The sequence below is a fragment of the Streptomyces sp. NPDC033136 genome, from assembly GCF_055578235.1.
In genome coordinates this window covers 58,012-82,300 of record NZ_JBVIPD010000008.1, presented here as the reverse complement: position 1 = coordinate 82,300, position 24,289 = coordinate 58,012, and the positions used below count along the sequence as shown (strand labels likewise).

The following is a 24,289-nucleotide window of genomic DNA, read 5'->3' as shown; positions in this document are numbered from 1 at the left end:
TCACCCTCCCTGTTCGCTGGGGAAGAGGTTGACGTTCTCGGGGTCGGCGGTGATCCCGACCCGCTCGCCCGCGACCGGGCCGCGGCCGGCCGGGACCTCCAGGCGCAGCAGCGGCGCCTCTTTGCCGTCAATGCCGTCGATGCGCACCCCCGCGCGGACCAGGGTGCCCACGTAGGTGGCGGTCTCGACCGTGCCGGTACAGAACCCGTCATCACTGGCACAGGCCCGCAGCCGGCCCGGCTGCACAGCCACCTTCACCTCGGTGCCGGAGGGCAGCTGGTGGCGGCGCGCCTTGAGCAGACCGCCGGACTGGGTGAGGCGGACGAGGGTGTGCTCGCCGTCGTGCTTGTCGATGCGGCCGGGCAGGAAGTTCGCCGCACCGAGGAAGTCCGCGACGAACGGCGTCTTCGGCCGCTCGAACAGCTCCCTCGGGGTGTCGAACTGCTCGATCAGGCCGTTGCGCATGACCGCGATGCGGTCGGACATGACCAGCGCTTCTTCCTGATCGTGCGTCACGTAGATGACGGTCAGGCCCAGTTCCTGCTGAATGGTCTTGATCTCGACCTGGAGCTGGTCGCGCAGCTTCTTGTCCAGCGCGCCGAGCGGTTCGTCCATGAGGATGACCGGCGGGCGGTAGACCAGCGCCCGGCACAGGGCGACACGCTGCTGCTGACCACCCGACAGCTCACGCGGCTTACGGCCGCCGAACCCGGACAGCCCGGCGATCTCCAGCGTCTCCCCCACCCGGCGGCGGATCTCCTCCTTCGGCACCCCGCGCAGCGTCAGCGGGAAGGCGACGTTCTCGGCGACGGTCATGTGCGGGAAGAGCAGGTACTGCTGGAAGACGAACCCCAGGCCCCGCTTCTGCGGCGCGAGACGGGTGACGTCCCGGTCCCCGACGGTGATGGTGCCGGAGTCCGGCTCGCAGAACCCGGCGATCATCATCAGGGTCGTGGTCTTGCCCGACCCGGAAGCGCCGAGGAAGGTGACGAACTCCCCCGCGGCGATCTCCATGGACGCCTCGTCGACGGCGACGACGTCCCCGTATGTCTTGCGCAGGGCCACTACCGACAGCGATTTGCCGGTCGCGGTGGCAGGCTTGTTGCCGGCCACCTTCACCGACGGTGCGGCGACACCGAATTCAGCCACGAGCCCACTCCAACCAGCGCTTGGTGACGGCCGATTCGTTCTTCAGCCACCAGTCGATGTCCGCGTCGAAACCCTTGTCGTAGTACTTCGGCGCACCGGACAGTGCGTTGCGCTCGCCCTCGGTGAGCTTGTCGTAGGCCAGCGGAGAAGACGGGTTCGACGGGAACGCCTTGGCCAGAGCGGCCTGGCTCTCGGCCCGCAGCGAGAAGTCCATCAGCTGGTAGGCGTTGTCGGCGTTGGCCGCACCCTTGGCGATGGCATAGCCCTGGAACTGACGGCGCATACCGTTGAGCTGCCTGGTGACCGGGACGCCCTGCTTCTGCAGATCGGCGATACGGCCGTCCCACACGGTGGACATCGTCACCTCCTGGCGGCTGAGCAGCACACCGGGGAGCGGGCCGCTGTCCCAGAACTTCTTGATGTCGGCCCGCAGCCGGGTCAGCACCTTGAAGGCACGGTCCACATCGAGCGGGTACAGCTTGTCCATCGGGACACCGTCGGCCAGCAGCGCGAACTCCAGCTCCGGCAGATCACCGTCCGGGTTGCACATCGAACGGCCGCCCTGGAACGCCCCGGTGTCCCAGAAGTCCGCCCACGACTCCGGCTTCTTACCCCCGAAGGCATCCGTGCGGTATGCCATACAGGCGCCGTAGAAGCTGCTGCCGATGGCATGCTCGGTGATCTGGTTCTCGGGGAGCTTCGCGCTCTTCACGCTCTTGACCCGGTCGAGGTCCAGCGTCTCCAGCGCGTCCTGCTTGACGTACTTGGTGTGCGACATCATCGAGTTGTTGATGAGGTCGCACTGCGGGCGGCCCTGCTTGATCTGCGCCAGCAGCGGAGCGTCGTCCAGGTTCAGCACCTTGACGGTGATGCCGGTCTCCTGCGTGAACGGCGTGTAGATCGCCTTCTGCAGGGCCGCACCGTAGGAACCGCCGCTGTCGCGGACGACCACCGTCTTGCCGCCGCCCTTGGCGCTGCCGGAAGAGGTGCGGCTGGTACCGGTACCGCAGGCGGAGAGGGCGGTCGCGGCGGCGACACCCGCAGTGACCCCGCCTATTCCTCGCAGGAACAGTCTGCGGTCTATTCGGGCATCTTTCATCGTGTGCCTCCTGGGTGGTGCTGGCCGTGAGAAGGGGAGCGGCTGGGGACGTGGAAAGGGGGGCGGCTGGAATGGGGGTCTAGGGGCGGGGGCCCGCCTCGTCGGATCCGGCACCCAGACCGGGGGCCCGGAGGGTGTCGGCCCGCGCGGCCGTGTCGGGGTCCCACGGGACGGCGAGGGCGGCGAGTTCGGCACCGGTGGCGACGGTGAGGCCGTGCATGCCGTAGAAGATCCGGCCGTCGGCCGGGGCGTGGGCGGTGTGCTCGGTGCCGTCGGTCGGGTCGATGATGCGGCCGAGGAGGTCGCCCTCGGCGACTTCGCCGATGACGTCGGCGTCGAAGGAGAACTCCGGGTACCACAGGCCGGTGGCCTCGGCGGTGACGCCGGCGGACCAGACCCACTCGCGGATCGGTGCCGGGGCGGAACCGTCCTGGTCGAGGACGCCCAGATGGCGAAGTGCCTTCAGCAGTCCGTCGACACGGCGGAGGGCGGTGGCCTCGTCCCGCTGGCCGAGCTGGCCCACCTCGACGAGGACCGCCGAGATACCCCGGCGGGCGGCGGCCGCGTGGCTGTTGCCGCCCTCGGGCGTCAGTCCGAGGATGACGTCCTCGATGCCGAAGGAGCCTGCCAGTTCGGCCGTCGCCTTGTCCAGGTCCGGGTCACCGGTGAGGCGGTAGCCGACGAAGTCCCGCAGGACCTGGTCGATGCCCGCGCAGTGCAGGTCGATGTAGACGTCGGCGCCGTCGACGAGGTGGGTAAAAAGCCAGGCGGCCAGCCGTTCGGTGGGGCCGCCGGCCGGGTCGCCGGGGAAGACACGGTTGAGGTTCACGCCGTCGACCGGGGAGACGTTGAGCCGGCCCTGGTACACGGCGGGAGGGTTGGCGACCGGACAGACGATCACCTGCCCGCTCACCTCGCCGGGCTCCAGCAGGTCTGCCAGGCGCGCGGCGGCTTCGATGGGCGTGAACTCGCCGCCGTGCACACCGGCGGTGATGACGACCCGGGGCCCCGGGCGGGCTCCGTTGACCAGGGTCACCGGGATGTCCGCGGTGCGGGTGCCGAGATCGGCCTGGACGGTGCCGCGGGCCTTGGTGCCCGGACGGGCCGCCAGAGAGCCGACGGAGAGGGTGGTGTCCTGCATGGTCATGCCTCCGTACGGCCGACGGTGGAGAGGAAGTCGATGGGCTGGGGCGAGGCGCCGTCCAGCGCGAGGTCCGCGGCGATGTCGCCGAAGGCGGGCGAGAGTTTGAAGCCGTGACCGGAGAAGCCGGCGAGAAGGATGACGTTCTCGGCGCCGGGCAGCGGGCCGACCAGGGGGCGGCTGCTCTCGGTATAGCCCTCCATGTAGACGGAGAGGCGGGTGGGGTCCGGGTGCAGGTCGGGCAGGTAACGCCCGATCAGCTCGGAGAAGATCTCCAGCTCGTCCGGCCGCACGGTGCGGTCCAGCTGGTTGGGGTCGCCGGCGAGACGGTGCAGCGCGCGGGACAGTCCGAGCTTGACCGAGATGCCGTCCGGGGAGGGCAGGCCGTAGCAGTGGGTGGGTGCCGTGCGGATGAACGCCGGACGCTCCTCGCCGAACCAGGCGTCGGGGACGGTGGGCACGTACCAGGCGCTGACGAGGCGGCGGACTTCCACCTCCCACGGCAGGTCGGGCAGCAGGTCGTTGACCCAGGGGCCGGGCGTGACGACGGCGGTGTCGAAGCGCTCGCTGCCGGAGTCGGTGCGGATCTCCACGCCGCCCGCGACGGGGACGATCTCGCGGACCGTGCTGTAGCGGTGGATCACGGCGCCCAGCTGCTCGGCGCGGCGGGCGGCGGTCTGGATCGTCAGCTCCGGGCGGATGAACCCGGCGCGGCGGTCGAGTACGGCCGCGTCGCCGTCTTCGATGCGGTACTGCGGGAAGCGCTTGGCAAGCGTCTCGGCGTCGAGCACCTCGTGGTCGAGGTCGTGCTCGGCGATGGACTGAAGGACGGTGGCCATCTGCTGGTGGTCGGTCGGCCCCATGAGCAGGCACCCGGTCAGGCGGCGCAGCTCGCGGCCGGTCTCCTGCTGCAGCTGCTCCCAGAGGGCGTCGGCGTGCTTGAGAAGCGGGACATACCGGGAGTCCTCGAAGTGCGCGCTGCGGAAGATCCGGGACTCGCCGCCGGCGGCACTGCGGTCGTGGCCGGGTGCATAGCGGTCGTAGCCGACGACCTCGGCGCCGCGGGCCGCCAGCCGCCAGGCGGCCTGGCTGCCCATCGTTCCGACGCCGATCACCGCGACGCGCTTCCTGGCAGCTGACACAGGACTTTCCTTTCGTATCGCCGAGGCGCATGCTGGGCCTTCGACGTGAAGCTGTTCGATTCGAGATGGTTTGGGCGGGAGTCAGGGCCTCCTTGTGGACCTGCGCTCGCAACCGCCGCGTCTCGCAGTCCGGCTCACTTCCGGGGGCCTCTCCGAAAGGCGTGCCACTATATGGCACGCTGTGCTAGAATCTGGCACAGAGAATGACAGTGGCTTCAGCGAGGAGTCAAGAGGGTGTCCAGCGGAAATTTTGAGGATTAACAGGGGGAAACCGGATGGAAATGAAGAGCGTCACCAGGTCACTGCGGATCCTGGAGGCGGTCGCCCAGCATCAGCCCGTGACCGTAGGGGAGTTGACGAAGCTCTTCGGACTGCCGAAGTCCACCGTGCAGCGCACCTTGGTCACGCTGGCGGAGGCCGGCTGGCTGCGCGCCAACCGCAAGGACACCACCCGCTGGGAGATCGGCGCCCGCGTCCTGGCCGTACGGCCGGCCGCCCTGCAGGGCTCCAGCCTGTTCGCCGCCGCACGTGACCCCATGGTTCGCCTTCGGGACGCGGTGAACGAGACGATCCACCTGTCGGTGCCGGACGCCCTCCAGTGCATGGTCGTGGTGGACCGCGTCGACTGCGACCACCCGGTACGCACCTTCCACGCGATCGGCGACACCTCACCCCTGCACGCCACCGCCGTCGGGCGCGCCATCCTCGCCCACCTGCCGAGGCGGGACGTCGAAGACCTCATCACGGCAGGGCTGGAGCGGTTCAGCGACACGACCCCCGTCGAGCCCGAGGAGCTGCGCGCCGAGCTGGACCGGATCCGCACCGACGGCTACGCGCTCAATCGCAACCAGTACCGGCCCGGCGTCTGCGCCGTCGCCGCGCCCGTGCTCGACGAGGACGGCATGCCACTGGCCGCCGTGGCCGCCTCCATGCCCGAGGCGCGGTACGACGGTGCACAGGCACCCAAGTGGGGCCGCCTCGTCGCCGACACAGCCGCGGAGATCTCCCAGCGCCGCCTGGGCGCCTGAGCGGCAGACGACGACCCCCTGGCCGTTGAGCGAGGGCCGGCTCGCACGCGTCAGCGTTCGAGCCGGCCCTCAGCCATGCCCGTCCGCTGTCCAGCGTCGCAGGGAATCTGGGCTCCCGGCGTGCGTCAGGGTCAGTCCGGCCATGTACCAACTCAAGCTGCGTGCCAGATTGTGGAACGCTATGCTAAAATACGGCACATGACCGTGAACCGGTGCTGGAGTCACGAGGTGAGAACCAGGAATCCACCGGTCTGAGGGGGGCATCGAATGGAAATGAAGAGCGTCACCAGGTCGCTGCGGGTTCTGGAGGCAGTCGCCCGGCATCAACCCGTGACTGTCGGGGAGCTGACAAAGATATTCGGGCTGCCGAAGTCCACCGTGCAGCGCACGCTGATCACGCTCAATGAGGCGGGCTGGCTACGGGCGAACCGCAAGGACACCACACGCTGGGAGATCGGCGCCCGCGTCCTGGCCGTACGGCCCGCCGCCCTCCAGGGCTCCAGCCTGTTCGCCGCCGCGCGTGAACCCATGATCCGGCTCCGCGACGCGCTGAACGAGACCATCCACCTGTCCGTGCCGGACGCCCTCCAGGGCATGGTCGTCGTCGACCGCGTCGACTGCGACCATGCCGTACGGACCTTCCACGCCATCGGTGACACCTCGCCCCTGCACGCCACCGCCGCCGGAAACGCCGTCCTCGCCCATCTGAGGAAGTCCGAGATAGACGAGGTCACCGCGGGGACGCTGGAGGGTTACGGCGAAGAGACCATCACCGACCCGGAGCAACTGCGGGCGGAGCTCCACCGCGTGAGAGAGCGTGGCTACGCCGTCAACCACAACCAGTACCTTCAGGGTGTCTGCGCCATCGCGGCACCGGTGCTGGACGGTGAGGGCGCAGCCCTGGCCGCCGTGGCCGTCTCCCTGCCCGACTCGCGCTTCGAGGCCGGCCGGCTGCCCGAGATGGGTCGGCTGGTCGCCGAGACGGCGGCGGAGATCACCGCCCGGCACCTGGCCTGACGACGGTCCCGGCTCCGGATCCTCACCCCGCTGCCGGCCGCGCTCGCAACCCGACGTGGCCGACCCATCACTTCACGATCACGTAGATCTTGCGCACGGTTTCCATGGTCTTCCAGACACCGACGAAGCCCGGCTTCATGACAAAGCTGTCGCCTGCCTTGTAGACCACCGGCTCGCCACCTTCCGGCGTGAGTTCGACGATGCCGGCGAGGATGTGGCAGAACTCGAAAGTCTCGCCCTTGATCGAGCGCGTCTCGCCGGGCGTCGCTTCCCAGACTCCCGTATGGATCATCTCCCCGCGGGCGATGTCCTGGGGCCAGGTCATGAACGCGGGGTCGCCGGAAATCAGACGTTCCGGGAGCGGGCCGGACTCGTGCGGCGCGAACGAGGGGTTGGTGTCGATGGTCTTCAGGAACGACATGTTCTTTTTCCTTGGAGTCGAGAAATTGATGACCGTCCACCCGTGCCCGCGGCGTGGAAAACCGGGCACGGGTGAGGCCCGTCACGGTGCGTGCTGCGGCGCGGTCAGGGCATGACCGCCGTCATCGCACGGGCACCGCGAGGTACTGGTACTCCAGGAACTCGTCGATCCCCACCCGGCCGCCCTCGCGGCCGAGCCCGGACTGCTTGACGCCGCCGAAGGGTGCGGCCGGGTTGGACACGAGACCCGTGTTCAGCCCCACCATGCCCACCTCCAGCCGCTCACTCACCCGCAAGGCGCGGTCCAGTCCCTCGGTGAAGACGTAGCCGACCAGGCCCCAGGGGGTGTCGTTGGCCCGGCGGATCACCTCGTCCTCGTCGTCGAAGGTGAGGATCGCGGCGACGGGGCCGAAGATCTCCGTGTCCATCAGGCGACTGCCGGGATCGACGTCAGCCAGCACCGTCGGCGGGTAGAAGCAGCCGGGGCCTTCGGGTGTACGGCCCCCTACGAGCACCTGCGCCCCGCGCTCCACCGCGTCGGCGACGAGTTCCTCCACCTTGGCGCGTCCCCTCCTGTCGATCAGGGGGCCGACGTCGACGCCGTCCCGGGTGCCCGGACCGACGACCAGCGCGCCCATCCGCTCGGCCAGCCGCCGCCCGAACTCCTCCGCCACCGACCGGTGCACGAAGAAGCGGTTGGCGGCCGTGCAGGCCTCGCCCATGTTGCGCATCTTGGCGACCATCGCGCCGTCCACGGCCTTGTTCAGGTCGGCGTCCTCGAAGACGATGAACGGCGCGTTGCCGCCCAGCTCCATCGAGGTCCGTACGACCGCCTCTGCGCTCTGGGCGAGGAGCAGCTGCCCGACGGCCGTGGAGCCGGTGAAGGAAAGCTTGCGAATCCGCCCGCCGCGCAGGAGCGGTTCGCACACCTCCCCCGCACGGGAGGTCGTGACGACGTTCAGCACGCCGTCCGGCAGCCCGGCCTCCTTGAGGATCGCGGCGAGAGCCAGGCTGGAGAGAGGGGTCTGCGGGGCGGGCTTGAGCACCATCGTGCAGCCGGCCGCGACGGCCGGGCCGATCTTGCGGGTGCCCATGGCCAGCGGGAAGTTCCACGGGGTGATCAGCAGGCAGGGGCCGACCGGGCGACGCGTGAGCAGCATCCGGTTGCGGCCGTCCGGCAAGGTGGCCAGGCCACCGTCGATACGGACAGCCTCCTCGGAGAACCACCGGAAGAACTCCGCCGCGTACGCGACCTCTCCCCTGGCCTCGGCCAGCGGCTTGCCCATCTCGGCCGTCATCAGGTGGGCGAGCTCGTCGGTGCGCTCGATGATGATCTCGTAGGCGCGGCGCAGGATCTCGCTGCGCACCCGGGGCGCCGTACGCGCCCACTCCTCCTGCGCCTGAACCGCCGCGTCCTCCGCGAGCTTCGCGTCCTTGGGGCCGGCGTTCGCGACGTGGCAGAGGATGTCGCCGGTCGCGGGGTCGTCGACGGGCATGGTGGCGCCGTCCGCGGCGTCCACCCAGGCACCGCCGATGAACAACTGCGTGGGTGTGTCGGTCATGAGTTCTCTCCTGGTTGTCCGGGCCGGTCGGCGGCGGGGTCGAGCAGTTCCGCGAGGTGCAGGGCGCGGATGCCCCGGTCTCCGGCGAGGTGGTCGATCTGGGTGGCGCAGCTGAAGCCGTCGGCCACGACGACGGCCGGTGTCCGCGGGTCGACGTCGTCGAGGCGGGGCCTCAGGGCGAGGTCGGCGACAGCCATCGAGGTGTCGTAGTGCTCTTCCTCGAAGCCGAAGTTGCCGGCGAGTCCGCAGCAGCCCTCGGCCTCGTCGACCTTCGTCACGCCGAGGCGGCTGAGCAGGTCGCGGGGGTGGCGCCCCCTGAAGGTGGCGTACTCGTGGCAGTGGGTCTGCAGGACGACGTTGTCCGGCAGCTCCGGTGGCGTCCAGCCGGGGGCGGCGAGATCGGTCAGGGCCCCGGTGAGGGTGTGGACACGGGCCGCGACGCGGCGGGCGGCGCGGGTGCCGAGGAGTTCGGGCACGTCTCGCTTGAGCGCCGCGGCACAGCTGGGCTCGGCCACGACGATGGGCAGGCCGTCGCCGTTGTCCAGGCGGGCGACCGTACGGGCCATGATGCGGCGCGCGCGGGACAGCTGTCCGGTGCTCACCCAGGTCAGGCCACAGCACAGGCCGTCCTCGGCCGTGCAGGGGAGGCCGGCGTCGGCGAGTACGCGGCTCGCGGCTCCGGCGACCTCGGGGCGGAAGGCGCGGGTGAAGCTGTCCACGAACAGCAGCGTCTTCGCCGGTTCGCCGGTCCTCGCCGTGCGTAGGGCCCGGCGGAGCGCGCGCCGGGAAGCGAAGGCCGGGATCCTGCGCTTCGTGGTCACGCCGCCCAGGCGCGCGAGCAGCTTCCCGAGGGGGCGACGCAGCAGCGCGTTCACCGGGCGGGCCGCGTATCCGACGAGCTTGGACGTCAGGGGCAGCCAGCCCAGAGAGTAGTGGGAGCGGGGTCTGACTCTGCCCTTGTAGTGCTGGTGCAGGAACTCCGCCTTGTACGTGGCCATGTCGACGCCGACCGGACAGTCGCTGGAGCACGCCTTGCAGGACAAACACAGATCGAGGGCGTCCTTGACCTCGGTCGAGCGCCAGCCGTCCTGGACGGTCCCGCCCCGCACCATCTCCTGCAGGAGACGGGCCCGGCCTCGCGTGGAGTCGTTCTCCTCCCCCGTGGCCCGGTAACTGGGGCACATCACGCCGCCCGCGTCGCTGCGGCAGCGGCCGACACCGACGCAGCGGCGTACCGCGCCCGCGAAGCCGTCCTCGTCGTGCGGGAAGGAGAAGAGGGTCTCGACGGGCAGCACGTCCGAGGGTGTGTGCAGCGCGAGGTCGGCGTCGAGGCGGGCCGGGGCCACGATGACGCCGGGGTTGAGCAGGCCCTCGGGATCGAAGGTCTCCTTGAAGGCGGTGAACGCCCGGATCATGCGGTGGCTGTACATGATCTCCAGCAGCTCGCCTCGGGCCCGCCCGTCGCCGTGTTCGCCCGACAGGGTTCCGCCGTGCTCGACGACCAGGGCAGCGGCTTCGGAGAGGAACCGGCGGGTGGCAGCCCGCCCGCTGTCCGTGGCGAGGTCGAAGTCGATGCGTACGTGGACGCAGCCCGCGCCGAAGTGCCCGTACAAGACGCCGGTCAGCCCGTGGGCAGCCAGCAGCTTACGGAAGTCCCGCAGGTAGGCAGCCAGGTTCTCGGGCGCGACGGCCGCGTCCTCCCAGCCGGGCCAGGACTCCCCGCCGTCGACGAGTCGGGCCGCGAGCCCCGCCCCGTCCTCGCGGACCCGCCACAGCGAGCGCCGCTCGGCCAGGCTGTCCACGACCCGCCCGCCGGTCATCCGGCCCCGGGCCTTGAGTACGCCCAGCAGTTCGGCGGCGCGGGCGTCGACGGCCGCCTGGTCGTCGCCGTCGAGCTCGACGTACAGCCAGGCACGCCCTTCGGGCAGCCCGGTGACGGAGTCCGGACCACGCCGCGCGCGCATGGTCGCCACGATCGCCTCGTCCATGCCCTCCACGGCGGTGGGGTTCCAGCGCAGGATCTCCGGCACGTCCTCGGCAGCGTCCACGACGTCGTCGTAGCCGAGGGTCAGCAGCGCCGAAGCCTGTGCGGTCGCCACCAGGCGGACCGTCGCGGCGGTGACGACCGCACAGGAGCCCTCGGTGCCCACCAGTGCGCGGGCCATGTCGAAGCCGTGCTCGGGCAGCAGGTGGTGCAGCTGGTAGCCGGAGACCTGACGCGGAACGCGGCCCAGCTCGGTACGGATCAGCGCCAGATCGGCCTCGATCAGGCGGCGTACGTCCGCTTCGAGGCGGGCGACCCGCTCGACTGCGTCAGTGTCGTTCGGGTCGGCCGCACGCAGGCCGGTCCGGTCGGCGACGGCCCGCACGCCGTCGGCCGTCACGAGCTCCAGAGCCTCGATGTGGCTGCTCGTGCGCCCGTGCCGCACCGACCGGTTGCCGCACGCGTCGTTGCCGATCATCCCGCCGAGGGTGCACCGGCTGTGCGAAGACGGGTCGGGGCCGAAGGTGAGCCCGTGCAGGGCCGTCGCGCTGCGCAGCCCGTCCAGGATCACTCCGGCCTCGACACGCGCGGTGCGCGCGGTCGGGTTGATGTCCAGGATCCGGTTCATGTACCTAGAGAAGTCCAGGACGACGCCCGGCCCGACCGCGTTGCCCGCCATGCTGGTGCCGCCGCCGCGCGCGGTGACCGGAACATGTGCCTCGCGGCAGGCCCGCAGCACCGCGACGACGTCGTCGGCGCTGCGGGGAAAGACCACTGCCCTCGGCGGGACTCGGTAGTTGGAGGCGTCGTAGGCGTAGAGGCCGGTGGAGCCAGGGCCGGTCTCCACCCGCAGGCCCGGAGCGGTCTCGGCGAGCCGCGCGACCAGCGCCTCCAGGGCCGTGGTGGTGTCCGTCATCGCCGTGCCGCTCCCGATGTGCCGGCCTCCACCGCGGTCGCCCATGCCTGGAGGCCCTCGTCCACGGCCGTCTCGTCGATGACGAGCGCCGGGATCATGCGCACGACCTGGTTCCAGGCGCCGCACAGCAGCAGGAGCAGGCCCTCGTCGACGGCGGCGCGCTGCACGCGGGCGGCGGTCTCGGGGTCGGGGCTGCCGTCCTCGGTGACGAACTCGGTAGCCAGCATCAGCCCGAGGCCCCGCACGTCGCCGATGCCGGGCGTCCGGTCCGCCACCGCCTCCAGGCCCTGGCGCAGCCGCTTGCCCATCGCCTCGGCGTTCTCGACGAGCTTCTCGTCGCGTACGACGTCGAGGGTGGCGACGGCCGCCGCGCAGGCCACGGCGTTGGCGCCGTACGTGCCGCCCTGCGAGCCGGGCCACGCCTTGGTCATCAGCTCCTCGGAGGCGGCGATGCCGGACAGCGGGAACCCGCTGGCCAGGCCCTTGGCGGTGACGAGGATGTCGGGGGTGATACCGAAGTGGTCGTGGCCCCAGAAGCGGCCGGTGCGGCCGACGCCGGTCTGCACCTCGTCGAGGATCAGCAGAAAGCCGTGCCGGTCCGCCCGCTCCCGCAGGCCCTCCATGAAGGCGCGGTTGGCGGGGACGTATCCGCCCTCGCCGAGCACCGGCTCGACGATGATGGCGGCCGTGTCGGCGGGCGAGGAGATCGTCTGGAGCGTGTAGTCCAGTTCCTTCAGGGCGAAGCGGGTCGCGGTCTCCTCGTCCCAGCCGTAGCGGTAGGCCGACGGGAACGGGGTGACGACCACACCGCTCATCAGCGGGGAGAAGCCGGACCGGAAGCGGGTGCCGGAGGTGGTCATGGAGGCGGCGGCGACGGTACGGCCGTGGAAGCCGCCGTGGCAGACGATGACGTTCGGGCGGCCGGTGGCCTGGCGGGCCAGCCGCAGCGCCGACTCGACGGCCTCGCTGCCGGAGTTGGTGAAGAACAGGCTGTCGAGGCCGGCCGGCAGTACCTCGCCCAGCTTGTCGACGAGGCGGCGCAGCGGCTGGTGCATGACGGTCGTGTACTGGCCGTGCACCAGCGTGCCCACCTGCTCCTGCGCCGCCGCCACGACCTTGGGGTGGCAGTGCCCGGTGCTGGTGACGCCGATGCCGGCGGTGAAGTCCAGGTAGCGGCGGCCGTCCTCGCCGTAGAGGTGGACGCCCTCGCCCCGGACCGCCACCACGGGCGTGGCCTGGCGAAGGTGCGGCGACAGTGCGGTCATGTTCGTCTCCCGGCCTCGGTGTTCGGTCTGCTGCGCTTCTGCTGCGGTTGTACTGCGGTCTGACGAGCATCTCGGCGGACCAGGGCCGCGCCAACGCGCGATCTGTCCGGCCGGGACGCGCGATTTGGACGTTGTGTCGGCCGAGCCGGGCCCCTCCACCCCGCCCCTCCGCCTCGTAGCTGCCGTCTCCGGGCTCTTGCGCAGGTCAGCGACGCTTGTCAGAGTGACGGGGCACTTCCCCGAGCTCTGTGCCTTCACCGGAGCCGGGACCCCCCATGGAGGCACCGTGAGCGAGAACCACCCCACGGCTCCAGGGCCGGGCGCCGACGGCCCCGACGCCTGCGTGCCGGGCCGCGAGGTGAACACCGCCGGCCGCCCGCTCACCGTGGCCGACGTACTGGCCCTTCCCGTCCTGGCCGCCGGACAGCCCCGGGTCGTCACCGGCTTGCCCCGGCTCGACCGTCCGGTCCGCTGGGTCCACATCACCGAACTGACCGACCCCGCCTCCTTCCTGAAGGGCGGCGAACTCGTCCTGACCACCGGGATGCCTCTGCCCGAGGAGTCGGCGGGCGTACGCCGTTACGTCGACGAACTCGCCGACATCGGCGCGGCGGCCCTGGTCATCGAGCTGGTCCGCCGCTACCACCGCCCGCCCGACGCCCTGGTCCACGCCTGCGAGGCCCGCGGCCTGCCCCTCGTCACCCTGGCCAAGGACGTCAACTTCCTGGAGGTCACCCAGGTCGTCCACGCGTTCATCCTCGGCAACCAGGCCGAGGTGATGCGGCGGACCCAGCGCGTCCACGAGGCGTTCACCGCCCTCACCCTGCGCGGCGCCGGGCCCGAGGACGTCGTACGCGCCGCCGCCGAGATGAGCGGCCACACCGTCGTACTGGAAAACCTGGTCCACCAGGCACTCGTCTGCGAGCCTTCCGGTGACACGGCCGAGGCAGCGCTCACCTCCTGGGAACAGCGCTCCCGAGCGACACCGCCCGCCGACCACACCACCGTCTCCGGCCCCGAGGGCTGGCTCGTGGCGCCCGTCGAGTACCAGGGCGAACGCTGGGGCAGGGTGGCCATGCTCCCGCCCCCACCCGGCCCGGCCCCTCACTCGGCCTTCGGCCCGTTCGGTCCGGAAGCCGTCACGGTCCTGGAGAGAACCGCGATGGCCCTCACCATCGCCCGTCTCACCCACCCCACGCCGTGGGAACGCGCAGCACACCGCGGCGTGCTGCGCGACCTCGTCGAACAGCGCCACCGCTCGCCCGCCGACGCCGAGGCCCGGATCGCCGCGCTGGGTTTGCCCACGGCGGACTCCCGCTTCATCGCCGTACTCGCAGACGTCCCATGCGAGGACGACACGACCAATGCCGAGGAACTCCTCTCCGAGGAGCTGAAGAAGAAGGGAACGCAGGCCCTCGTCGGCCTCCTCGCACCGACCCGCCTCGGCATCCTCCTGTCCCTGCGCCCCGAGCAACCGTGGCCACCCGTCGTCGAGCACCTGAGCCGCATTGCACTCGACCTGGTTCCCGGGACAACGGTGAGCACGGGCAGCGAGGCGGCAGACCTCCCTGCCGTCGCCCGCTCCTTCCGTGAGGCGACCCGCGTCGCCGAAGCCACCGAGCCCGGCCAGCCGCTCCCGCCGGACCGCTCTTACCACGAACGATCCGATATCGGCCTGCGTCGCCTTCTCTTCGCCCTCCGCGACGACACCCGGATCCAGGACTACTCCGAACGCCGGCTCGGCCGACTCGCCGACCACGACGCCCGCCACGGCACGGACCTGCTGACCACCCTGCGCCACTACCTGGACGCGGCAGGCAACAAGACGGTGGCCGCCCGCTCCGGCGGTCTGTCCCGCGAGACCGTCTACCAACGTCTGCGCGCCATCGAGCGGATCCTCGACTGCGACCTCGAGTCCGGCGAACAGCGCACCGAACTGCACGTGGCACTCACGGCCCTCGACGTCCTGCGGGTCCGCTGAGGTCCGTGCCGGTCGGTGCCCTTTCCTGCGCCTGACAGGCCATCAGAGCGGGCGTCACAAGCGTCACTCGATGTATCAGCGCATTCGGCGCCGTTGGACAGGGGAGTCGCACGGGATGGGTGAACGGCCCGACCGAAGACGGTAGTCGGTGGCGTCGTAGCGCACGGGCCTGTCAATCCCCGGGCAGGTCTCCACCCACAGACCGGGGGCGATCCGGCGAGACGTACAACCAGTGATGCGAGGGGGGTCATACGTCCACCGCCCATCTGCTCAGCATCTCTGTTTCACGCCTACTTGATGAGGTCCTTGAACTTGTAGTAGGCGCCCGCGAAGGGCAGGAACCAGGGCGGGCCGAAGTGGCCCGGGATCCGTCGGAAGGGCAGGTCCCGCCAGGGGTTGGCGGACGGCGTCCCGTTCATGTACTCGGCCATCTGCTTGCCCATGTAGGTGGCCATCTGCACGCCGTGGCCGGAGTAGCCGAGCGAGTAGAACAGCCCGTCCTGCTCGCCCGCGTGCACCATGCGGTCCATGCTCATGTCGACCAGGCCGCCCCAGCAGTAGTCGACGCGCGTGTTCGTGAGCTGCGGGAAGGTCTCGGTCATCGCCTTGTGCAGGATGCGCCCGCTCTTCGCGTCCGACTGCTGGTCGGGCAGGGCGAACCGGGCGCGGCCACCGAACAGCAGCCGGTGGTCCGGAGTGATCCGGAAGTAGTTCAACAGGTTCAAGGTATTCGACGCCATCCGCCGGTTGGGCAGCAGCGTGTCGCAGACGTCCTTGCCGAGCGGCTCGGTCACGATGATGAAGCTGCCGACGGGCGCGAGCCTGACCTGATGCCAGCGGAACGGCCTGCGGGTGTAGCCGCTGGTCGCGACAAGCACCTGGTCGGCCCGGACGGTCCCGCGCGCAGTGACCAGCTCGTGCCGCGTGCCGCCCAGCCGCTCGACCTTCTCGACCGGTGCCTTCTCGTGAAGGGTGACGCCGAGCCGCGCGGCCGCCTCGGCGAGGCCCTTGGTGAACTTGCCGACGTGCAGCCCAGCGCTCTTGGTGTCGGACAGCCCGCCGTGGAAGCGGTCGGAGCCGATCTCGGTGTGGAGCTCGCTCTTGGGGATCAGCCCGGTCTCGATTCCGAGGCGGCCGGACATGATCTCGTGGGTCTTGCGCAGACCGTCGACGTGGGCCGGCTTGGAGGCCAGGACCAGCTTGCCCGTGCGGGCGAAGTCGCAGTTGATCCCCTCTTCGGCGACGAGCTTCTCGATGGTGTCGACCGCGTCGTGGTAGGTCATCAGGTACGCCTTCGCGGTATCGAACCCGTAGCGGGCAACCGCCTGCCGGAACCCGATCGACAGGCCCGTGGTGGCCATGCCTCCGTTGCGGCCCGATGCCCCGAATCCGACCGTGTCCTTCTCGAAGACGTGCACGTTGGCGCCCTTGCGCGCCAGATGCAGTGCCGTCGAGAGGCCGGTCAGGCCGGCACCGATGATCGCCACGTCGACGCGCCCACCGATCTCGGTCAGGGATCGGTCCGGACCCTGGGGAGCGGTGTCGAGCCAGTAAGGGGTGAACTTCATGTCGCTTGCTCTCTCCTGCCAGTGCCGTCCGTTGTGAACGCGCGGCGCGTGGGTCAGGCCCTTTCGAGGGTTCCGCAGAGTGGGCCTGAGGGAAGTTCGGGCCTGTTGACAGTTGTCGACAATAACCTTATCGTCGACAATCGACAAGCGACAGTGCCTGGCTCCTTCGATCGGCAACTGGAGAGACCCATGGAGTTCGAGAGCAAGCCGAAGTTCGTCACGTTCGACATGAACGGGACGCTGATCAAGTTCAGCATCAACGACGCGATGCGTGAGGTCCTGGGCGACCGGCTGCCGGCCGAGGTCGCCGACGAGTACCTGCGGATCTGCAAGGCGTACCGGATCGACGAGTGCACGGGCGCGTACCAGCCGTTCCACCAGGTCGTCGCGCGTTCCATGGAACGCGCCTCGCGCAGGGTCGGTCTCGAGTACCGCGAGGACGACGCGCGAGCGGTGTACGAGATCATCCCCACCTGGGGCCCGTACCCCGGTGTCACCGAGGCACTGAACCGCCTGGCCGAGGAAGTCCCGCTGGTCATCATCACGAACAGCGACACCGCACACGCCGTGCGCCTCGCGGAGAACCTCAAGGCCCCGTTCGAGGTCGTCATCAGCGCCGAGGAGATGGGCGTCTACAAGCCACGACTCCGTGCGTTCGAGTACACGTTCGACAAGCTCGGCGTGACACCCGACGAGATCGTGCACGTTTCCGCGAGCCCGATGTATGACCTGCGCTCCGCGGCCAACCTGGGCATCAAGAACAAGGTGTACGTCGACCGCGGCTTCGAGCAGGACGAACACTGGCTCGGCTACAAGCGGATCACCGACATCGCCGACCTCCCGGTCCTCTTCGGCCTGCCCCGCCCCTGACGCCCACGTGCGGTTGCGGGTCACGGGAGGCAGTCTCCGGATCGCTGAGATACAGAGAAGAAGGCCATCCCGTGACCCACGGGGAGGTGGTGCACGACCGCCGGTGCGGGTGATCGAGCACGCCGCCAGGATCCAAAACGTCACCGATCTGCCAGAAGCCCGGCGTCTCCCGCAAGACCTGGTACGACTGGACGAAGAAGGCGAACAGTTGGCGTGCGGAGGCGCGGGTGCCGCGCCGCACATCCGGGACACCCTGAGCCACGGACCGCCGCGCTCACCCCACAAGGCGTTCAATGCGCGGGTCGCCGAGTGGAGGATCGTCCCTCACCAGATCCCGCCCCGGCCTCCACGGTGCAACGGAGTCCATGAACGGATTCAACGCACCGTGCTGCTGCGAGTTCTACCGGATCCGATTCCGCCGCGGCCCGGTCAACCACGTCGGCTCTGCTGGACGCGTCCCAGCAGGGCCGCCTTGGTCCGGTACCGCCCCAACCACGGCGCCTGCATGGCCGGCTGCACCCTGTTGCCGGTCCACATGCACCTCCGAGACGCCGACCTGGGGCGCAGATAGCCAACTTGACGTGTCGATGCAGATCAGCGGAGGTATAGTCGACAAACGACCAAGTGGTCGACAGCGGGCAAGGGAGGGCGACGGGGTGGACCACAAGTTCGAGTGGCAGGAGCAGCGGATGACGACGCCGGACGGTGTCTACCGCACACTGCGTGCTGCCATCCTCGACGGGACCGTACCTCCTGGTGGCCAGCTGCGTGAGGCACACATCGCCGCGGATCTCGGTATCAGCCGGTCCCCGCTGCGCGAGGCGCTGACCAAGCTGGAGGAGGAGGGGCTCGTCGTCAAGATCCCCTACCGTGGGGCGTTCGTCGTAGAGGTGAGCGCTCGTGAGGTCGCCGAGATCGACTCAGTGCGGCTACGTGTCGAGCCGTACGCCGCCGAGCTCTCGGCCGAAGCGCTGCGCGGTCCTGAGCGGCCGCGGTTGCTGCAAACCGTCGAGGATCTCCGCCGGGCAATGGAGAAGGACGACATTCCGGCCAGCATCGACGCGCACCTTCGCTTCCACGGGCTCTTCTACGACCTCTCGGAGCACGGCGTCCTGCAGAGTCTCTGGAAGGGCTGGGAGACCAAGCTGCGCCTCCACCTCAGTGCCGATCACCGCACTTACAGCGACGACCCGCATCAATTGGTCGTCGAGCACGAGAAGTTGGCCGCGGTTGCCCTGGAAGGCGACGCCGACGCGTTCCGCCAGGAACTGGCTGCCCATTTCCCCAGGGGGCTGCGAGCCCAGACGGGAGATCAAGGGGAAGGCGCGCCCCGGCACGCATGAGGCCATGCCGCCTGCGTGAAGTGTCCAAGCCGGCTCGCCACCGTGAAGTCAGGATCAAGATCAACCCAGCAGTGTCCTTGGCATCGGCCCCTGGGCGAAGCACCGGTATGCGGTCGGCCAGACCGCCGGCCCGAACACCGGAGGCAGTTGTCGCCGGGTGCCTTGGTCGGCAGGATTCCTGAAGCCGCAAGGCGACGCGTCATCAGCCAGTCGCTGTAGGCCTTGCCGGAACAACCGGGCAGCAGGTCAGGCCGCCCTTGGGGCATGGGATCTCGTCGTGGGTGAGGTCGACCATCCCTGTCAACCGCTCGAGGTCCCGCCGCCGTCAGCGATCGTGATGCGGACAGGTGTGCTGCACATACTCGTCCGCGCCGAACCGCATGAGACCGGTGAGCCGGGTCACGGCGTCGACCGTCGCTTCCAGCAACGGCGGATCGGGCCACACGCGGTGTTCCAGGTCGCGCTCGAAGCCGAAGTGTGTATTGACAGTGCTCGATGGGCCTCATATGGTCGACAAACGACAATACGGTGGCGATTTTAAGCCATCATGCGGCACTTCTCCGCCACTGCTACTCGAGAGGAGAACCGAGTACAGATGATCAAGATTCATGCGAAGCGGGTTCTCGTGGCCGGCTGCGAGGGTGTACGCCCCGCGCCGTCCACGGCGGTGGCGCAGTGAGCGGGCCCGTGACTTCGGCAGTGAACACCGGCTCGGCTTCCGATCGGCTTAAGGCCTTGGGTCTGGACCTGCCCGTCCTCGCCAGTAACCCGTACTACGTGGACCACCGGACGGTGGGCTCCAGCATCCACATCTCGGGCCAACTGCCGTACAAGGACGGTGAGCTGCTGGGTCAGGGCATTGTCGGCCGGGACGTCGAGCTGGAGACGGCGCGGGAGCTCGCGCGCCATGCCGCGCTCAGCGCACTCGCCGCCGCTGTGCAGGCGGTGGGAGATCTGGACCGGATCCGGATCGTGCAGATGCTGGTCTTCGTGGCCAGTACGCCGGACTTCGGTCTGCAGTCGCGGGTCGCCAACGCGGCCAGTGAGCTGCTCATCGAGGTGCTGGGCGAGAACGGACGGCACGCGCGCACCGCGATCGGTGTCGCCGGGCTGCCGCTCAACAGTCCGGTCGAGATCCAGATGGTCTGCACCGCGGTGTAGGGCGGACGCGACGGCGGTGTACGCGAGCGCGCGATGTCGCGGGCCGTGCACGTTCGGCATCCGGGGAAGTCAGCACCGCGCCCCTCGATCATTCCCAGGCAGAACCACAAGGAGGGCAGTGTGAACCGGCTCCAACGAGCACTCGACGCTCTGGTCGAGCGGGTCGACACCCCCGCGCCGATCGTGCTGGTCGACGTCATGCAAGACAACATCGACCGCATGCAGGGCTTCGCCGCCCAGCACAACCTCGACGTCCGGCCGCACGTCAAGACGCACAAGTGTGTGGAGATCGGACGGCGCCAGATCGAGGCCGGCGCGGTCGGAATCACCGCGGGGAACATCGGTGAGGCCGAGGTCTTCGCCGCGGCCGGATTCGACGACATCTTTCTCGCCTACCCGATCTGGCCCGCGGGAACGAAAGGGGCCCGGATCCGCCGGCTCGCCGAGTCCGCCCGGCTGCGGGTCGGTGTCGACAACGCCGCGGCGATCGAGGCTCTCGCCGACGCGATGGGAGACGAACCGGACCGGCTGCAGGTCGTGATCGAGGTCGACTGCGGCGCCCGTCGTTCCGGGGCGCCACCCGAGGCTGCGGGCGGCCTCACGCTCGCCGCCCGCAAACGCGGTCTGGTGCCGGTGGGCGTCTTCACCTATCCCGGTCACGGCAGCGCCGGTCGCGACGCTCGCCGGCGCGCCGCGCAGGACCAGGAAGCCGCGCTCACCACCGCGGTACGCAGCCTCGCCGACGTCAGGGTAACCGCAGAGGTGGTCAGCGCCGGCTCCACGCCCACCGTCGAGTTCTCCACCAGCAGCACCGTGATCACCGAGATCCGTCCCGGCGAGTACATCTTCGGCGATCTGAACAACGCCCGGCTGGGCTCCTGCACGGACGACCAGATCGCACTGTTCGTCGCCGGCACCGTGGTCAGCGACTGGGTCCCCGGCCAGGTCATCCTCGATGTGGGCACCAAAGCCCTCAGCCGCGAAGGCAGCCCCGAGCTCGGCTACGGCGGCATCGCCGGCACGAAGGCGGTCCTGGCCAAGCTCAACGAGTACCACGGATTCCTTCCGCTGCCGGACGGCGAGTTCCGCCCCAGCGTCGGCACCGTCGTACCGGTCGTGCCGAACCACGTATGCCCGGTCGTCATCAATTTCGAGGAACTGATCGTCACCGACAGCACGGGCACGTCGCTGCGGCGGTGGCCGGTCGACGCCCGCGGATTCCTCAACTGACCGGCACCGGGACGAGACTCTCGTACCCGAGCCCGCAACCCGACCGACCTCCCCCGTACAGGAGTGCCTGACATGAGACTCAAGAACGTCGCGGCCCTGGTGACCGGCGCCAGCAGTGGAATCGGGGAGGCAGTGAGTTCCCACTTCCGCCGCGAGGGCGCGCGGCTGCTGCTCACCGGCCGCAGGAAGCAACTCGACACTGCTCAGCCCGACGACCTGTATGTTCCTGGGGACCTCAATGACGAGGCGTTCGTCGAGCACCTGGCCAAGCAGGCCGCCGAGTCCCTCGGCACCGTCGATGTCGTCGTCCTCAACCACGGCCTGCAGGCCAGCGGTCCGCTCACCGAGATGGCCTACGACGACGCGAAGAACGTGCTCGACAGCAACCTGCTCAGCGCGTTCCTGGTGATGAAGCACTTCGCGCCGCTGATACCCGAGACAGGAGGCTCGTTCGTCTGCGTCAGTTCACGGCTCGGCATGGTCGGCAAGCCCGGTGAAGTCCTGTACTCCGCCGCCAAGGGAGGCCTCATCATGCTCGCCAAGGGCGCGGCGATCGAATGGGCGCCGCGCAACATCCGCGTCAACGTCGTCGCTCCAGGTCTGACCGCCACCCCGACCATCGAAGCTTCGTTCCGACGCAGCTCCGACCCCGAGGCCTACCGCCGCGAGCGCGAGACGCAGATCCCGCTCCAGCGCCTCGCCACTCCCGAAGAGGTCGCCGACGCGGTCCTCTTCTTCGCATCAACGGAGTCGTCGTACGTGACCGGATCGGTCCTCCCCGTCGACGGTGGGTACACCGCTTTCTGAACACCCTGTTGGGCATCGCCCCCAGCATGGGGCTGAACGACCTGCTCTCCGTCTCGCCTTCTGCCTCCGGCGACCGCCGATTGCAGCAGGACCGACGACCACGAGTCGAGTGCATGCCCCGATCGCCGCACTCGAACTGCGCCACCCACAGTGCGCCCGTGCCGAGGACCGCATCCGCGCCACCCCGGCCACACCGACGCCACCGCGACACATCGTACTGAGGACCACCGCCACCCTGCTGGTCACCATCTGCGACGGCTCCGCCTTCCCCACCGCCGCTCACCTGGCCTTCCAGCCGGCGTCGCCCCGACAACAAGGTCGTCGGGGACTTCGATCCACGGCGAACACGCGCCCAGAGCGGCGACCGGCAACGCAAGCGGGCGAGGTTCCTGTCCGCGTTCGCCGCCCTGCACGATCCCCCCGCACCTGCGAGGCAAAGCCCCTGCACTGTTCGGTCCCACGCGTCCCTAGATGAGGAGTACTGCCATGAGTGATTCCATGATCGGCCGTAGAGCGCTTCTGCGCGGAGCAGGCGGCCTTGCCGCCCTCGGCACAGCCCGGGTGATCGTCGACTCCGGAAGAGGCGGCGCCCAGCACTGCGGCTACGACCGCATGACGACCAGTTGCCCGACATACGGGCCCGCCGGCGCCGCTCGGCTGCCGACCGCACGCGACCCGGCCACACAGGACAGAGAACACGACAGGACGCACGCCATGAAGCAGATCCCCTACTGGATGGACACAGCCCCCGCCCTGCCCGACCGTTCCGGGAAGGGCCTGCCCGACGAGGCGGACGTGGTGGTCATCAGCGGCGGCCTCACCGGCCTGTCCACCGCCTACCACACCGCCCGCAAGGGTGCCCGGGTCGTCCTCGTGGAAAAGGACAAGGTCGGCTCGGGCGCCTCCGGGCGCAACGGCAGCATGTGCACCCAGGGCATCACCATCAGCACCGCCGAGGCCCGCAAGCGCTACGGCCACTCGGCGAGTTCAACCGGTCGTTGCAACACCGGGCTGCTGTAGTGAGCGTAGCTGCTCCTCGAAGACCTCGGCCGGGGTCTTCCAGAGCTTCGAGCGATCTGGGATCGCCGTCGGCATCGCCGCAGGTCACAGGCCGTCAGCCTCCCTCCCGCCCACGCCTCTTGGCCGCACAGCGGCGCCATGGTTGAGCCTCCCGCTCCCATGCCCGTCGCTTTCATTCGCTCCGGCGCCTCTCAGGGGCGCCGAGGCGGCCATTGCCGGACTCTCGTTCCGCAGGCGGTCCGCGGCCCGCCGCCGACGGCGGGACAGCCCGGCTGCAGCTCAGGTCACCACACTCCCGGTCAAGCCCGCCCCGGCCCGGGTCGGCCTGTAGTGCGTAGGCACCAGGACTGGCGAGCGTCCGGTCCTGGCGCACCAGGCCAAGACGGCTGCGGGGGACGATGCCCGCCGGGGCGCCGCAGGGAAGTGCGGGAGGCGCGCGAGATCTCGCGCATCCCTCTGGTCCAGTGGTGTCCGGAGTGATCAGCAGGTGACGACTTTCCTTTGGTGCCCCGGCGGGTTGGGGAAGTGTCCCGCCGGGGTTGCTCGTCGCGGTGGCCTCAGAACTTGTGGTTCAGAGCCACGGCCAGCTGGGCGTCGATGGCCGACAGCGTCGTGAGGTAACCGTTCCCGATGCGGAAACGGGGGGCGGCGTGGTTGTGGAGCGCGTTCTGGGCGGCCCTGGAGAGGTCGCTCCAGTCGTTCTCGAAGTCCAGGCCCGTCACGTCGATCATGCTTCCGCCCGAGTTCGACCCGTTGCTGCTGATCGTCGACGACTCTCCGGGGTAGTAGCTGTGGCCGCCCCTGATCGCCTGGCTGACGCGGTAGGAGATGAAGTCGGCGCGGGCACCTTCCGCGAAGGCCTGGGTGAGGATCAGCAGGGCCCGTGCCTGGTCGCGGCCGGCCGCCGTGTAGTGCTGGCCGCCCAGGTCGCTGATCGAGCCCTGGATGGTGCCCAGGGAGATGCCCAGGCTGCCCCGGCTGATGTTGCCTGCGGCCCCCTCCATGTTGTTGTAGTTGAGCCAGTTCAGGTTGCGCACCCTGGCCCCGGCGATGGTCGCGGGCCCGTGGCCCAACCGGTAGTACGTGTTCGTTTCGTGGTTGCGCCAGCCGACGATGTACAGGTTCCTCGCGTTGAACACCAGGGTGACCTGGCTGCGGCCCATGGCCAGGGTGACCGGGAAGTAGTCGTCCTGGTTCCGGGCGAGAATGATGTTGCCGTAGAGCTGGGTGCCCCCGACCCGGCCGCGGATGTCGTTGATGAGGGCGTCGTACCGGCGGGCGAGGTCCGAGTGGACGCCGGTCGTCAGGTCGTAGCTCTTACCGTCGGTCGGTATGGAGTCGCTGACCAGCTGGGCTTCCTGCCCGAGCGATGTGTGGTGCGTCTCGGTGAGTCCGCTGATGCCGGTGACGGCCAGGGCGCCGACGAGTGCCGCCGGCACGACGGCCGAGGTACGAAGCCTGCGGAGGACCTGGAATCGGGACATTGCGTTGTTCTCCCCGTGCTGGGTGTGCCGGATACCGGCCTTTCCCCACCGACGTTCGCAACCGGAACCTTGATTGGCACGTCCCTTTTGTCAGGTCAATCA

Annotated in this window: 19 protein-coding genes and 1 pseudogene; 10 read left to right on the top strand and 10 right to left on the bottom strand. The window is 69.5% G+C overall.

Going from position 1 to position 24,289, the window contains the following annotated elements; genetic code table 11:
* The 4 genes from ACZ5TL_RS17230 to solA all read right to left on the bottom strand — a co-directional run bounded on the left by ACZ5TL_RS17230 (position 1) and on the right by solA (position 4,531).
* Entirely contained in the window at positions 1-1,149 is a 1,149-nt protein-coding gene (locus ACZ5TL_RS17230; protein ID WP_468590603.1) for an ABC transporter ATP-binding protein, read from the bottom strand.
* Complete coding sequence (locus ACZ5TL_RS17225; protein ID WP_468590602.1) at positions 1,142-2,248, bottom strand: ABC transporter substrate-binding protein; 1,107 nt, start codon at positions 2,246-2,248, stop codon at positions 1,142-1,144. The genes ACZ5TL_RS17230 and ACZ5TL_RS17225 overlap by 8 nt, the downstream gene beginning before the upstream one ends.
* Before the next feature lie 79 nt (positions 2,249-2,327).
* Positions 2,328-3,389: a succinylglutamate desuccinylase/aspartoacylase family protein gene (locus tag ACZ5TL_RS17220; RefSeq protein WP_468590601.1), complete on the bottom strand. Its 1,062-nt coding sequence runs from the start codon at positions 3,387-3,389 to the stop codon at positions 2,328-2,330.
* A gap of 2 nt (positions 3,390-3,391) precedes the next feature.
* The gene (gene solA, locus ACZ5TL_RS17215; RefSeq protein ID WP_468590600.1) at positions 3,392-4,531 is read right to left on the bottom strand and encodes an N-methyl-L-tryptophan oxidase; all 1,140 of its coding nucleotides are present in this window, start codon (positions 4,529-4,531) and stop codon (positions 3,392-3,394) included.
* Positions 4,532-4,812: 281 nt separating this feature from the next.
* On the opposite strand from solA, the gene ACZ5TL_RS17210 reads away from it, so the two are divergent.
* Together ACZ5TL_RS17210 and ACZ5TL_RS17205 are read left to right on the top strand one after the other, a co-directional pair.
* Positions 4,813-5,559 (top strand): IclR family transcriptional regulator, encoded by a 747-nt coding sequence (locus tag ACZ5TL_RS17210; protein ID WP_468590911.1) that lies wholly within the window; start codon positions 4,813-4,815, stop codon positions 5,557-5,559.
* Between the two features lie 273 nt (positions 5,560-5,832).
* Entirely contained in the window at positions 5,833-6,576 is a 744-nt protein-coding gene (locus tag ACZ5TL_RS17205) for an IclR family transcriptional regulator (protein WP_468590910.1), read from the top strand.
* 67 nt (positions 6,577-6,643) lie between these two features.
* Here ACZ5TL_RS17205 and ACZ5TL_RS17200 read toward each other — a convergent pair whose 3' ends face one another.
* The 4 genes from ACZ5TL_RS17200 to ACZ5TL_RS17185 form a co-directional block, all read right to left on the bottom strand.
* Positions 6,644-6,997, bottom strand: coding sequence for a cupin domain-containing protein (locus ACZ5TL_RS17200; RefSeq protein WP_468590599.1), 354 nt, complete (start codon positions 6,995-6,997; stop codon positions 6,644-6,646).
* A gap of 121 nt (positions 6,998-7,118) precedes the next feature.
* Entirely contained in the window at positions 7,119-8,558 is a 1,440-nt protein-coding gene (locus ACZ5TL_RS17195) for an NAD-dependent succinate-semialdehyde dehydrogenase (protein ID WP_468590598.1), read from the bottom strand.
* Positions 8,555-11,458 (bottom strand): FAD-binding and (Fe-S)-binding domain-containing protein, encoded by a 2,904-nt coding sequence (locus ACZ5TL_RS17190; protein WP_468590597.1) that lies wholly within the window; start codon positions 11,456-11,458, stop codon positions 8,555-8,557. The genes ACZ5TL_RS17195 and ACZ5TL_RS17190 overlap by 4 nt, the downstream gene beginning before the upstream one ends.
* Positions 11,455-12,723: an aspartate aminotransferase family protein gene (locus tag ACZ5TL_RS17185; protein ID WP_468590595.1), complete on the bottom strand. Its 1,269-nt coding sequence runs from the start codon at positions 12,721-12,723 to the stop codon at positions 11,455-11,457. Before ACZ5TL_RS17185 ends, ACZ5TL_RS17190 begins: the two co-directional genes overlap by 4 nt.
* A gap of 286 nt (positions 12,724-13,009) precedes the next feature.
* Between ACZ5TL_RS17185 and ACZ5TL_RS17180 the strand changes: the two genes are divergently transcribed.
* The gene (locus ACZ5TL_RS17180; RefSeq protein ID WP_468590594.1) at positions 13,010-14,704 is read left to right on the top strand and encodes a PucR family transcriptional regulator; all 1,695 of its coding nucleotides are present in this window, start codon (positions 13,010-13,012) and stop codon (positions 14,702-14,704) included.
* Positions 14,705-14,994: 290 nt separating this feature from the next.
* Here ACZ5TL_RS17180 and ACZ5TL_RS17175 read toward each other — a convergent pair whose 3' ends face one another.
* The gene (locus tag ACZ5TL_RS17175) at positions 14,995-16,272 is read right to left on the bottom strand and encodes an NAD(P)/FAD-dependent oxidoreductase (RefSeq protein ID WP_468590593.1); all 1,278 of its coding nucleotides are present in this window, start codon (positions 16,270-16,272) and stop codon (positions 14,995-14,997) included.
* A 189-nt stretch (positions 16,273-16,461) separates the two neighbouring features.
* On the opposite strand from ACZ5TL_RS17175, the gene ACZ5TL_RS17170 reads away from it, so the two are divergent.
* The 7 genes and pseudogenes from ACZ5TL_RS17170 to ACZ5TL_RS17140 all read left to right on the top strand — a co-directional run bounded on the left by ACZ5TL_RS17170 (position 16,462) and on the right by ACZ5TL_RS17140 (position 22,703).
* Positions 16,462-17,142, top strand: coding sequence for a haloacid dehalogenase type II (locus ACZ5TL_RS17170; RefSeq protein ID WP_468590592.1), 681 nt, complete (start codon positions 16,462-16,464; stop codon positions 17,140-17,142).
* A gap of 656 nt (positions 17,143-17,798) precedes the next feature.
* A complete protein-coding gene (locus ACZ5TL_RS17165; RefSeq protein WP_468590591.1) occupies positions 17,799-18,485 on the top strand; it encodes a GntR family transcriptional regulator in 687 nt (228 codons plus the stop codon).
* A gap of 687 nt (positions 18,486-19,172) precedes the next feature.
* Positions 19,173-19,646 (top strand): RidA family protein, encoded by a 474-nt coding sequence (locus tag ACZ5TL_RS17160; protein ID WP_468590590.1) that lies wholly within the window; start codon positions 19,173-19,175, stop codon positions 19,644-19,646.
* 120 nt (positions 19,647-19,766) lie between these two features.
* A complete protein-coding gene (locus ACZ5TL_RS17155) occupies positions 19,767-20,876 on the top strand; it encodes an alanine racemase (RefSeq protein ID WP_468590589.1) in 1,110 nt (369 codons plus the stop codon).
* Between the two features lie 72 nt (positions 20,877-20,948).
* On the top strand, positions 20,949-21,683 hold the full coding sequence (locus ACZ5TL_RS17150) for an SDR family NAD(P)-dependent oxidoreductase (protein WP_468590588.1): 735 nt from the start codon (positions 20,949-20,951) through the stop codon (positions 21,681-21,683).
* Positions 21,684-21,903: 220 nt separating this feature from the next.
* Positions 21,904-22,177, top strand: a pseudogene (locus tag ACZ5TL_RS17145) (transposase); the annotation flags it as partial.
* Positions 22,170-22,703: an FAD-dependent oxidoreductase gene (locus tag ACZ5TL_RS17140; protein ID WP_468590587.1), complete on the top strand. Its 534-nt coding sequence runs from the start codon at positions 22,170-22,172 to the stop codon at positions 22,701-22,703. The pseudogene ACZ5TL_RS17145 and the gene ACZ5TL_RS17140, both read left to right, overlap by 8 nt.
* A 557-nt stretch (positions 22,704-23,260) precedes the next feature.
* Here ACZ5TL_RS17140 and ACZ5TL_RS17135 read toward each other — a convergent pair.
* Entirely contained in the window at positions 23,261-24,187 is a 927-nt protein-coding gene (locus ACZ5TL_RS17135; protein ID WP_468590586.1) for a ribosome-inactivating family protein, read from the bottom strand.
* Positions 24,188-24,289: the final 102 nt, after the last annotated feature.